Below are 12,431 nucleotides of genomic sequence, written 5' to 3'. Positions count from 1 at the left end.
TTCAAGTCTCCTGTTGATCCGGGCGTCAGACGCGCTCGATGATGGTGGCGACACCCATACCGCCGCCGATGCACAAGGTGATGAGGGCGTACCGGGCGTTCCGCCGCTCGAGTTCGTCGAGCATGGTGCCGGTGATCATGGCCCCCGTAGCACCCAGCGGGTGACCCATCGCGATGGCACCACCGTTGACGTTGAGCTTCTCGTCGGGAATCTTCAGGTCCTTCTGGAACTTCAGCACCACCGATGCGAACGCCTCGTTGATCTCGAACAGGTCGATGTCGTCGACGGTCAGTCCGGCTGCGGCGAGGACCTTCTTGGACGCCGGGGTCGGACCGGTGAGCATGATCGTGGAGTCGGCGCCGGAGGTGGCGGTGGCGACGACGCGGGCACGCGGCCGCAGACCCATGTCCTTGCCGGCCTGCTCCGATCCGACGAGCACCAGCGCGGCGCCGTCGACGATGCCGGAGCTGTTACCGCCGTGGTGGACGTGGTTGATCTTCTCGACCCAGTGGTACTTCTGCAGCGACACCGCGTCGAAGCCGCCCATCTCACCGACACCGGCGAACGACGGGTTGAGGCCGGCGAGATTCTCCACGGTGGTGCCGGGACGCATGTGCTCGTCGTGGTCGAGGACGGTGATGCCGTTGATGTCCTTCACCGGGACGACGGACTTGGTGAAGTACCCGCCCGCCCACGCCTTCGCGGCGAGATCCTGCGAGCGGACGGCGTACGCGTCGACGTCTTCGCGGGAGAAGCCCTCGATTGTGGCGATCAGGTCGGCGCCCACACCCTGCGGCACGAAGTAGTTGTCGTAGTTGGTGGCCGGGTCGAGTGCCCACGGTCCGCCGTCGGAGCCCATCGGCACGCGGGACATCGATTCGACGCCACCGGCGATCACCAGTTCGTCCCAGCCCGACCGCACCTTCTGGGCGGCGGTGTTGACGGCCTCGAGGCCCGACGCGCAGAACCGGTTGAGCTGGACACCACCGACGGTGTCGGGCAGCCCGGCGTCGTTGACGGCGATGCGTGCAATGTCCATGCCCTGGTCGCCCACCGGGGTGACGACACCGAGGATCAGATCCGAGATGCGGTCCTCGTCGAGGTCGGGGAAGCGGACGCGGAGCTCGTCGATCAGGCCGGTGACCAGCGAGATCGGCTTGACCGAATGGAGCGAACCGGTCTTCTTTCCGCGGCCACGCGGGGTGCGGATGGCTTCATAAATGAATGCCTCTGTGGTCACTTCGGGTGTTCCTTCCTTATCTGCGTCGACGCCGACAGTGCACACGGCGCTCTGCGCGGGGCATACCCCGTCAACTTCACCTTAGAACCTGTTGCAAAACCCGAGGAAGGACCGAAGCGATCCAGGATCGTGACCCAGGCGATCACGGCTCCCCTTCTCCCATCGCGCCGAGGCAACAATTTCGTGCTGTAATGACGCGCGCCCGCACTCCCGCGACAAGAGAAGAGACCCCTCGTGCCGACCCCGCTGTCCCGGCGACGTCTCTTCGGGGCCGCGGCGGTGGGCGCCGTGACCGCAGCCGGGTTCGGCGGCCGATCCGCCTCGGCCCGTCGGCGTCTTCCGCCGCCGACGTCCGTCACGGAGACCGACCCCGCTCTGCTGAGTGCGATCGAGGCGGCGGCTCTTCTGCAGTCGCGTGCCCTGCACCCGCGGGATCTGCTCGACGCATGCCTGGCTCGCAGCGCGGAACACGACGGCTCGGTCGAGGCGTGGATCCGGATCTACTCGGAGCAGGCATACGCCGCGGCTGACCTGGCAGCGCAGCGACTGGCTACCGGATCGGCACCACTCGTCTGTGGATTGCCGATCGGCCTGAAAGATGTCTTCGCCGTGGCCGGGTTACCCCTGACGGCGTCGAGCGGCGCCCTCGCCGGCAACATCGCCGCCGGCGATTCGGGCGTGTGGCGGCGGCTCCGCGATGCGGGAATGGTCCTCATGGGACACCTGCACACGCATGAGTTCGCAATCGGGACCGCCACACCCCAGGTCGGCAATCCCTGGGGCACCGAGTACTCACCGGGCGGTTCCTCGGGCGGCAGTGCCGCCGCACTCGCCGCCCGGTTCACTCCGTGCGCTGTCGGGACGGACACCGGCGGATCACTGCGCATCCCCGCGAGCGCGTGCGGGATCACCGCCATCAAGCCGACCTTCGGCCGATGCAGCACCAGCGGGGTGATCCCGCTGACGTGGACGCGTGATCACACCGGACCGATGGGGCGCAGTGTCGCCGACGCGTCCCTGCTGCTCAGCTACATGGCGGGCGTCGACGTCGACGACCCCAGCACGTCGGTGGGACCCGACGTACCCGCGAACGGGTACCCGCTCTCCGCCGTGGGCGGCCCACAGCCGTTGTCCGGCATACGGTTCGGCCTCCCGAGCACGGCAACCGAGGAGCTGCCCGAATCTGTGGGGGTGTTGTTCTCCGCATTTCTCGACCTGATCCGTCGTCTCGGCGGGGTGATCGTCGACGTCCGGATGCCGACGGTTCCCACCGGACTTCTCACCGGTGACCTGGCCGAATTTGGTTTGTACCACCAGCAGTTCGTCGATCGGCTCCCGTCGTACAGGCCGGATTCGGCTGTTGCCGCGGCTGCGGCGGTCGCGAGTCTCGGCGTGCCGGTGGCAGACTACTTCTCGCTCGAACGCGAACGACGGCGTTACCAGCACGAGTACAACCGCATGTTCGCCGAGCACGCCTTGGACGTGGTTCTGCGACCCGGGGCCCTGACCGACGGAATCCGCCGCGACACACTGGCTGATACGAGCGTGTTCGCCGGCCCCAGGGAAAACTACTTCTGGGCCAATTACACCGGGGCACCCGTGATCTGCGTTCCCGCCGGCCGGTCCGCCGCCACCGGCATTCCGTTCGGCGTGCAACTCGGTGGTCTCCCGTGGGCCGAGGAGTCGCTGATCTCGACGGCACTCGAACTGCAGGAAGCAGATCCGGTGTGGCGCGACACCCCGCCACTCGTCTCGTCTCCCCGCCGGATTCCCGACGTCCGCGCCTCCCGCCCCGGGCCCGGGCCGAGTCCCACGAACACGGACGACTCCGGCCCCGGGTTCAGATTCGTGCCGACGACGTCCACCGCGGCCGTCTAACTGCCACACTCACGCATCGAGTCCGAGCCCGGCGTCCCGCGCGCGCACGATGGCGGCGGAACGGTCCGGCACACCGAGCTTGGCCAGCACGTTCGACACATGGTTGCGCACGGTCTTCGGACTCAGCACCAGTCGCCGGGAGATGCTCGCGTTGTCGTGCCCGCGAGCCACGAGGTCCAAAACCTCACGTTCCCGGTCGGTCAACTCGGGAAACACCGTCGGGCGCACCCGGTGTGAGGCCGCCATGAAGGTCATCGCCCGGGCGGCGACCGCGGCGCCCAGGATCATTTCGCCGTTCGCGACGGCTCGCACAGCACGTTCCACTTCGGCGGGATCGGCGCCCTTGACGAGATAACCCCTCGCCCCGGCACGCACCGAAGCGACGAGCGACTCGTCGTCCTCGTGCATCGTGACCACGAGCACCCGCAGCGCCGGATACGCCTGGACCAAACGGCGGGTGGCGTCCACGCCCGACCCGTCACCGAGTTCGAGGTCCATGAGCACCACATCGACTTCGGCGTCGACGACGTCGAGCGCTTCGGCGACGGAGCTGGCCTGAGCAGCCACCTCCATGCCGTCGAGTGTCGAGAGCAGCGCCACCATTCCTAGCCGGAACACCGGGTGATCGTCGACGACGACGACCCGGATGGGCGAGGGTGAAGGACTGGCAATACTCGCGCTCATAGTGGTGACAACGGTAGCCGGGCGGTGACCACTGTGCCTGTCGGACTCCCCGATTCGATGTCGAGGGTGCCGCCGAGTTCGCGGGCGCGCTCACGCATCGACCGGGTCCCCACCCCGGCACCTCCCGTGGGATCGAACCCACAGCCGTCGTCCCGGATCATCACTTCGAGGACGTCGCCGACTTCCGGATCCTGACCGAGTGTGGCGTCGACACGGCAACCGTCGGCGCCACTGTGCCGTCGTGCGTTGGTCACGGCCTCGACGATGATTCCGTACGCAGCGGCGCTGATCTGCGTACCGATGCTTGCCGGCGGGTCTGCTCGAATGTGCAGCGTGAAACCACTACGGGAGTGTGTTTCCGCCAATTCTTGCAGGGCGGGGAGAAGGCCGAGTTCGTCGAGCACCGGCGGAAACATGCTGCGGGACAGCTGCCGGACACCCTCGACCTGGTGGTCGAGTTCCCCCTGCAGCGAATCGATGAGCGCCGCTGCCGAATCGGGATCGCTGGTGAGCAGGTTCCGGGCCCCTTGCAGGCCGAGTCGGATGCCTGCCAGCGACGGTCCCAGGCCGTCGTGCAGTTCACGGCGGATCATCTGGCGCTCCTCGAGGCGAACCGACGCCAGCTGCCGCCGGGCCTCCCGCAGGTCGTCGGCCGACTGCATGACCACGAGGCCCGCCGTGACCACGGCAGACAGCTCGGTGAGCGATCTGCGCGTCCGCGAACCGAGCGTCTCCCCGGGAGGGGCGGTGACGATCATCGTGCCGAACACCGCTCCATGATGTACCAACTCCACCGACTCTGTGGGTCCCGTCGCGTGACCCCACACTGCGGCAACACCGCTGCCACGGCGAATGGATACCGATTCGAGTCGCAACGCGACACCCACACCGGCGGCGAGTTCCGCGAGTAGTTCCTCTGGTGACTCGGCACTGCCGAATCGCCGCCCCAGTGTGCGGACCGCTCGGGCCGGATCTGCGCCCTCGCCGTACACCAGGTGGTGCACTCGCCGCTGGAGCCACAACCGCGCGGGCTGCACAGCGACAGCGACGACTCCCGCCGCCACCACCTGCGCACCCACCGATTCACCCGCGGGGAGCAGCGCCGACACGAGCGTCGCCACCACGACGTACAACACCAGCAGTAGGACGGTGAGCGTCCCGGCCACCGTCGCACGGCTGACCGCCAGGTTCAGCCCCCACATGCGCTGCCGCAGAACGCACACCAGGATCGCGACCGGGTAGAACGCCTGCACGGCAAGGTGCACCAGTGGATTGAGCACCCACAGCCCGGGAAGCGACGCAGGCAGCGCGAGAGGAATGTACGCGGCCGTCATCAGACCGGTGCCCAGACACATCCATCCCAGACCCACCCGCTCGGCCTGCGGACCGTGTCGCCACCGCCAACCACAATCCGCCGACGCAAGCGCCCCGACGACGAGGACGGGAAGAAGCACCCAGATCGGTGGAATGTCGGTGAACGTTCGCGACCAGAAGTACCACGCGGTCGCGCCGATACCCGCCGCGACTCCTGCCTTCGCGATCGGCCCCAGCGGATGGTCGCGGATCAGCCACGGGACGATAAGGAAGAGGCTGAGTGTGCCCGGAATCCACGCCGTGTTCTGCAGCGGTTCCAGCACACCGACTCCCGGAAGCCCGGGACGGACCAGCGCGAGCTGCGAGTAGCTGTAGCTCAGCGCGGCGACGCCCACTCCGATCGCGGTGAGGCCGAGGAGGATCGGTACCGGGTGCACACGCCGAGCGAGGACGACCCCGCCCACGGTCCCGTACACCGCAGCGCCGACGACATCTACCAAGAAGAACAGCTGGTTCGAATCGATGCCCGGGTCTGCGCCGACGAACGCCACAACGGACAGAACCACCAGCACCCACGACGACACCGCCATGACTGCGGCGGGTACCGGCGCACCGCCGGTACCCGCCGACCCCTCGATCATTCGACATGCCCTCGTCTCGCTCATCGTGCGAACGAGTATCACTCACGCGGGGAGGGCGCGAACGCGAATCCCACCGCACTGACCAACACCCACAGCGGTCCGGTGAACCCGGCCATGTACTGCAGGGGTGACACGCCGATGAGGGCAGTCACCAGACCGAGGACCAGGCTGACCCAGCCGATCCACCGGGGTCCGGCGTGTCCGCGTAGTAACGCGGCAGCAACCGCCAGCGCGCTGACACCCGCGCCCGCCCACAACCACGGGATCGTCCCCATCCAGTGGGCTCCGATCACCGCGAACTCCGGCACCAGCTGATCCGTCTCACCGAGGCCGAACACCAGCTCCGTCGTCAGGCCGGTCCCCAGCAGGCACGCCGCCGACGTCAGGACCAGCCCGAACGCCGCAACCGACGGAAGGATGCTGTCCGTGGGTAGCGCCGCCCGCAGCCGTTGAGCCAACCCGGCTGCGAAGACGAGCAAAAGCAGCGCCGTGGTCATGATGGACACGTGCATCACGAGGATGCTGGTTCGCTGTCCGGCGAGGTGATTCATGATCGCTACCGCGTCACCTGCCGACGACTCCGCATAGACCGCGTCGATCGACATGCTCGCCTGGATGCCGAGAATGCCGGCCGCCCCCGCGAGAATTCCGACATACGCCCACCACCGGCCACGTCGTGCAACCGCCGGGACCTCGTTCTGCACGCCTTCAGGAACATTCACTGTGCTCATGGAAAGAGAATCGGTCACCCGGCGTCCCGGGCACCAGGGGCCGGAGTCCCGAACCGGCGGGACGATCAGCCCTCGAGCTTCTTCGCCCCGAGCATGTCCTTGAGCAATTCGAACGCCACGACCTCCGGGTCACGACGCGTGGACGGATCAGCGGGTTCCGCCGCCTCAGCGAACATCTCCTCTTCGTCTTCCGGGGTGGTGACAGGAGGGGTCGCGGATTCGTAGTCGATCGGGGGTGCAGGATCGTCGGGATAGTCGGGTGCCTCCGGCGGCGGAATGTCGTCGTCCGGTACGGACGACGAACGAGGCTGCGGCCGAGCGGTTTCTGCGCCTGCAGCTCGCGGCTCCGACGAAGGTGAAGTTGCACGCTGCGCGGTCTTGTCCTGGCTGGGCCGCGAGAATCGCGGTGTGCCGGCCGGCCGGGTGGGCGCCGAGGCGACCTTCGTGACCGGGGGCGGCGGGGGTGCCGGGGCGCCCGCCTGATACTCCACTTCCCAATCGCCGCCGAACATCTCGGCGAGCACCTCCGCGATGACCTGCGCGTTGTGCGGTGAGGCGATGCGTGCGCCCAGATTGGGAACGGGATGCGCGAGGATCAAGCGATTGCCCTGCACGTCGTGCACCGTCGCCGCCGACAGCATCGCCGGAAGAATCTTGTTCCGCTGGCTCACCTTCTCGCGCAGGCTGTTCCATGCCTCTCGCAACGCAGCGGCGTCGGGGCCGCCGGGCGCGTCCGCTTGCGCCGCGACCTCGGGAGCCGGGGTCGCATCGGGTTCGGTTACCGGTTGCGGCGTCGGTTCCGGCTCCGGAACGGGAGCGGGCTCGGGCGCCGGAACCGGGGCGGGCTCCGGCGTCGGCTCCGGAACGGGAGCGGGCTCAGGTGTCGGAACCGGGGCGGGCTCCGGCGTCGGCTCCGGAACGGGAGCGGGCTCAGGTGTCGGAACCGGGGCGGGCTCCGGCGTCGGCTCCGGAACGGGGGCAGGCTCGGGTGTCGGCTCGGGCTTCGGAACCGGGTGTGGCGCCGGTTCGGGTTCGGATGGCGCAGGCACTGTCTCGGCCGTCCTCATCGAGGGCCGCTGGAACTTGAGTTCGGGCTGCGGGGACGAATTGGCTTGCGCCGCAGGATCTGCCGTGGAAGTGTTCGGCGCCGCGGGCGCCTGGGCCGGATGTCCGGCCGCCGCAGTCGCCGGCGCCGCACCGGCCGGGGGCAGTCCCCGTTCGACTCGCTCGAGCCGCTGCAATACCGCGGACTCCGCGTCGGACGCCGACGGCAGAAGCATGCGGGCGCACATCACTTCGAGCAACAGACGCGGTGCAGTGGCGCCGCGCATTTCGCCGAGTCCGGCGTGGATCACCTCCGCGTATCGGGTGAGCGTTGCCGGTCCGATCCGCTTCACCTGTGCGCGCATGTGCTCGAGCACATCGCCGGGTGCGTCGACCAGGCCGCGCTCGGCGGCGTCCGGCACCGCCTGCATGAGGATCAGGTCACGCAGACGCTCGAGCAGGTCGACGGCGAACCGCCGCGGATCGTGGCCGGCGTCGATGACACGATCCACGGTTCCGAACAGTGCAGCGCCGTCACCGGTGGCCAGTGCGTCGACTGCGTCGTCGATGAGTGCCACGTCGGTGACACCAAGGAGCGCAAGCGCACGCGGGTAGGTCACCCCGTCGTCGCCCGCACCGGCCAGCAGCTGGTCGAGGATGCTCAGCGAGTCTCGCGGGGAACCGCCGCCCGCACGGATGACCAGCGGATACACGGGATCCGCCACTGGAACGTTTTCCTGCCGGCAAATCTTCTCGAGCAGTCCACGCATGGTCGACGGCGCCAGTAGCCGGAACGGGTAGTGGTGGGTACGCGAACGAATGGTCGGCAGCACCTTGTCCGGCTCGGTGGTGGCGAAGATGAAGATGAGGTGCTCCGGCGGTTCCTCGACGATCTTGAGGAGGGCATTGAATCCGGCCGTCGTGACCATGTGGGCCTCGTCCACGATGAACACCCGGTACCGCGACTCCGCGGGTGCGTAGAACGCGCGGTCGCGCAGCTCACGCGTGTCGTCGACACCACCGTGGCTGGCGGCGTCGAGTTCGGTGACGTCGAGGTTGCCGGAACCGCCCGGTCCCAGAGCCACACAGGAGGGGCACTGACCACACGGGGTGGACGTCGGGCCTTCGACGCAGTTGAGCGAGCGCGCGAGGATGCGGGCAGAGGACGTCTTGCCGCAGCCACGAGGACCGGAGAACAGATAGGCGTGGTTGATCCGTCCGGCATCGAGTGCGGTGCTCAGTGGTTCGGTGACGTGCTCCTGCCCCACCACCTCGGCGAAGGATGCGGGTCGGTACTTCCGGTACAGGGCCACGCGGAAAGACTACCGGCGGACCCCGACAGGTCAGGTGCGGGTGGTCGGGTCCACAGCCACACCCGATCAGTCGTCGTCACACCAGTCACTTCACACCCGGGACTCGTCGAATGAGTGAATTGCGTAACACGTTCGCAACGCGTCGGCAGCACACCGGAAACGGGTCACGGTCATCGTGACTTTCCGCGCACGGTTCCGTCCGAGCGTGTGAGGAGAATGTCGTGCCTGCAATCGACGCCGGAGCAACCGCCTGGCTGCTGATCAGTACCGCGCTGGTCCTGTTGATGACCCCGGGTCTCGCCCTGTTCTACGGCGGGATGGTGAGATCCACCGGTGTCCTGAACATGATCATGATGAGTTTCGTGTCGATCGCCCTGGTCACCGTGGCATGGCTGGTGGCGGGGTACTCCCTGATCTTCGGTGACGACATCGGCGGCGGCCTGATCGGCGGCTTCGAGCATCTGGGGATGGTGGGCATCGACCCCACCACGGTTCACGGGCAGGTTCCCGAGATCCTGTTCGCGACGTTCCAGCTGACGTTCGCGATCATCACCGCCGCGCTGATCAGCGGAGCGATCGCCGACCGCGCCAAGTTCTCGGCATGGATGGTTTTCGTCCCGATCTGGGCACTTCTCGTGTATGCGCCCGTCGCCCACTGGGTGTGGAACCCGGAGGGCTGGATCGCGCAGTTCGGCGCCCTCGACTACGCGGGCGGGCTGGTCGTCGAGATCGTCTCCGGCGCGTCCGGCCTCGCGTTGGCCCTGGTTCTGGGCCCGCGCCTCGGCTTCCGCTCGGAATCGATGCGCCCGCACAACCTGCCCCTGGTACTGCTGGGTGTCGGGCTGCTGTGGTTCGGCTGGTTCGGCTTCAACGCAGGCTCCGCCCTCGCCGCCGACGGCACCGCGGCCGCAATCTTCCTCAACACCCTCGTCGCCGGCTGCACCGGCCTGCTCGGCTGGCTCCTCGTGGAACAGAAGCGAGACGGACACCCCACCACATTCGGCGCCGCGTCCGGTGTCGTCGCCGGCCTGGTCGCGATCACGCCCTCGTGCGGAACGGTGAGCATGCTCGGCGCGTCCGTCGTCGGGGCGGTCGCCGGTGTGGTCTGTTCGTTCGCCGTCGGATGGAAGTTCCGCCTCGGCTACGACGACTCCCTCGACGTGGTGGGCGTCCACTTGGTCGGCGGCATCGTCGGCACGATCCTGATCGGCCTGCTCGCCACCGAAGTGATGACTGGCGGTGCGGAGGGCCTCTTGTACGGCGGCGGCTTCGCGCAACTCGGCAAGCAGGTAGTAGCCGTGGTCGTCGTCGCCCTCTACGCCTTCGGTGTCACCTACGCGCTGGGCAAGCTCATCGACCGCGCCTTCGGATTCCGGGTCAGTGCGGAGGACGAATCCTCGGGAATCGACCTGGCCCTGCACGCCGAATCGGCGTACGAGCACGGCGTCCTCGGCCACGGACCTGCAGGCGGCGGTCAGGGCAACAGTGTGTTCCCGTGGATGCACGAGAGCGAACGCCGTCGCCACCTCGACGAGGAACGGAAGGACTCCGAGTAGCGGCTACTTCTTCTTCGCGGCGGCTTCCTTCTTCGCCTCGGCCTTGGCGGCCTTCTTGAACTCCCGGACCTCGTGCAGGCTCTTCTCGTCGACGACGTCTGCGATCGACCGGCGGGAACCGTCCGTACCGTAGTCGCCGGCGGCTTCCCGCCAGCCCTGGGGTTCCACCCCGATCTGCTTGCCGAGCAGTGCCAGGAAGATTCGCGCCTTCTGGTCGCCGTAGCCGGGCAGCGCCTTCAACCGTTTCAGAACCTCTTTGCCGTCCGGATCGCCGTCGGTCCACAGCGCTTCGACGCTGCCGTCGTAGTTTTCGACGAGAAACGCGCACAGCGACTGGATGCGCGTGGCCATGGAACCGGGGAACCGATGCACCGCGGGAGTCTGTGCACAGACGGCGGCGAATTCTTCCGGATCCATCTCCGCGATGCGATGCACCTCGAGCCCGCCGAGACGATCCGCAAGCTTCTTCGGGCCCGCGAACGCCGTCTCCATCGGAACCTGCTGATCGAGCAGCATTCCGACCAGCAGGGCAAGGGGGTCACTCGCCAGAAGAGCGTCCGCCTCCGGATCACCGACGAGATTCAACGTGCGTGCCATGAGGTCGATCCTGCCACCACGCCCATTCGGCCGGGAGTCGACAGGTTCGATACATGAGTTGTCCACAGAGTTGTCCACAGCACTGCATTACTCACACGCGTAGGGTTTGAGGTTGCCCCTACTTCAGGCTGGCGTGCGCCCCCGTGGTCAGAAGTAGCGGAGCCACACGTACCCCCATGCCAGGGTGGTACTCAGCAGGGTGACGATTATTCCGTACTTGGTGAAATGCCAGAAGGTGATGGGATGCCCTGCGCGGTGCGCAATACCGATAGCGACGACGTTGGCACTGGCGGCGACTGCCGTGCCGTTGCCGCCGAAGCATGCGCCGAGAGCGAAGGCCCACCACAGCGCACGTCCGGTTTCGGCGTCCGGCGCCTGACCGGCCATGCCCTCGACGACGGGGGCCATTGTCGCGGTGTAGGGGATGTTGTCGATGAACGCGCCGAGGATCGCGGATCCGAAGATCAGCGAGGTGGCAGCCGAAAAATAGTTGTCGCCGAACGCTGAGACGGCGGCAGTGCCGACGGCTTCGACAATGCCGGTGTGCACCAGGCCGGCGACCATCACGAACAATCCGATGAAGAAGACCAGGGTCGCCCAGTCCACTTCGGGCAGTACTTCGGCCACGTCGATATCGGTCACCACCAGCATTGCGCCGGCCCCGACGAGAGCAACGATCGACGGCTCGACATGCAGCACCGAATGCAGCCCGAATCCGATGATGACGAGACCGAGCACCGCCAGCGACCGCATCAGCAGCCGAGTGTCTTTGATCGCGCGTCGTTCCTTCAGCGCCATCACCTGACCCACGTGCACCTCGTCGGTGCGTAGCGCGGAGCGGAACAGCACCCTGGTGGAGACCACGAACAGGGCAAAGATCACGATCACGGCAGGAGCCATGTGAATGAGAAAGTCGTTGAACGTCAGGCCTGCCCGGCTTCCGATGATGATGTTCGGCGGGTCTCCGATCAAGGTGGCGGCGCCGCCGATGTTCGAGGCGAGCACTTCGGCGATGAGATAGGGCTGCGGGGCGATGCGCAGGCGCGCGCACACGACGATGGTCACCGGTGCAATGAGCATGATGATGGTGACGTTGTCGAGGACCGGCGATGCGATGGCCGTGATCAACATCAGCATGACCATGAGCCGGAAGGGTTTGCCGCGGGAACGTTTCGCCGCCCAGATCCCGAGGTAGTCGAACACGCCGGTTTGTTTGATGACGCCGACGATGATCATCATTCCGAGTAGCAGGAAGATGACGTTCCAGGCGATCCCTTCGTGCTCGGAATAGAACACCTGCTCGCCGGGGATAAGCCCGAGCACGGCCATCAGGGCCGCGGCGACGAGGACCGTTTTGACCTTGTGTGCACGCTCGGTCGCGATGAACCAGAGAGACCCGACGAAGATCGACAATGCGAGTACGGGGGCCATCG

The 12,431-nt window shown here is 67.1% G+C and carries 9 protein-coding genes; 2 read left to right on the top strand and 7 right to left on the bottom strand.

The genetic code is table 11. From position 1 onward, the window contains the following. Nucleotides 1-25 precede the first annotated feature (25 nt). Nucleotides 26-1,240 (bottom strand): acetyl-CoA C-acetyltransferase, encoded by a 1,215-nt coding sequence (locus ACH49N_RS09540; protein ID WP_159918915.1) that lies wholly within the window; start codon nt 1,238-1,240, stop codon nt 26-28. Between the two features lie 234 nt (nt 1,241-1,474). Here ACH49N_RS09540 and ACH49N_RS09535 point away from each other — a divergent pair, with 234 nt between their 5' ends. Beyond that, nucleotides 1,475-3,118: an amidase gene (locus tag ACH49N_RS09535; protein WP_358271561.1), complete on the top strand. Its 1,644-nt coding sequence runs from the start codon at nt 1,475-1,477 to the stop codon at nt 3,116-3,118. Nucleotides 3,119-3,127: 9 nt separating this feature from the next. On the opposite strand, the gene ACH49N_RS09530 is transcribed toward ACH49N_RS09535, so the two are convergent. The 4 genes from ACH49N_RS09530 to ACH49N_RS09515 all read right to left on the bottom strand — a co-directional run bounded on the left by ACH49N_RS09530 (nt 3,128) and on the right by ACH49N_RS09515 (nt 8,845). Next, a complete protein-coding gene (locus ACH49N_RS09530) occupies nt 3,128-3,802 on the bottom strand; it encodes a response regulator transcription factor (RefSeq protein WP_159918913.1) in 675 nt (224 codons plus the stop codon). Further along, on the bottom strand, nt 3,799-5,757 hold the full coding sequence (locus ACH49N_RS09525; RefSeq protein ID WP_358272044.1) for a sensor histidine kinase: 1,959 nt from the start codon (nt 5,755-5,757) through the stop codon (nt 3,799-3,801). Before ACH49N_RS09525 ends, ACH49N_RS09530 begins: the two co-directional genes overlap by 4 nt. A 38-nt stretch (nt 5,758-5,795) precedes the next feature. Beyond that, complete coding sequence (locus ACH49N_RS09520) at nt 5,796-6,488, bottom strand: hypothetical protein (RefSeq protein ID WP_358271563.1); 693 nt, start codon at nt 6,486-6,488, stop codon at nt 5,796-5,798. A gap of 65 nt (nt 6,489-6,553) precedes the next feature. Then, nucleotides 6,554-8,845, bottom strand: a complete 2,292-nt coding sequence (locus ACH49N_RS09515; protein ID WP_358271564.1) for a DNA polymerase III subunit gamma and tau — start codon at nt 8,843-8,845, stop codon at nt 6,554-6,556. Nucleotides 8,846-9,066: 221 nt separating this feature from the next. Here ACH49N_RS09515 and ACH49N_RS09510 point away from each other — a divergent pair, with 221 nt between their 5' ends. Beyond that, nucleotides 9,067-10,401, top strand: a complete 1,335-nt coding sequence (locus ACH49N_RS09510; RefSeq protein WP_358271566.1) for an ammonium transporter — start codon at nt 9,067-9,069, stop codon at nt 10,399-10,401. Between the two features lie 3 nt (nt 10,402-10,404). Here the strand turns inward: ACH49N_RS09510 and ACH49N_RS09505 are convergent, their stop codons facing one another. Further along, nucleotides 10,405-10,998, bottom strand: coding sequence for an HhH-GPD-type base excision DNA repair protein (locus ACH49N_RS09505; protein WP_358271568.1), 594 nt, complete (start codon nt 10,996-10,998; stop codon nt 10,405-10,407). A gap of 147 nt (nt 10,999-11,145) precedes the next feature. Then, on the bottom strand, nt 11,146-12,429 hold the full coding sequence (locus tag ACH49N_RS09500; RefSeq protein ID WP_358271569.1) for an ArsB/NhaD family transporter: 1,284 nt from the start codon (nt 12,427-12,429) through the stop codon (nt 11,146-11,148). Between the last annotated feature and the right edge of the window lie 2 nt (nt 12,430-12,431).

Origin of the sequence: Rhodococcus sp. NPDC019647, from assembly GCF_044389235.1 — a bacterium.
Taxonomy (GTDB): Bacteria; Actinomycetota; Actinomycetes; order Mycobacteriales; family Mycobacteriaceae; genus Rhodococcus_F; species Rhodococcus_F oxybenzonivorans.
Note: the sequence above shows the minus strand (reverse complement) of the source record. Positions and strands in the feature narration are given on the sequence as shown.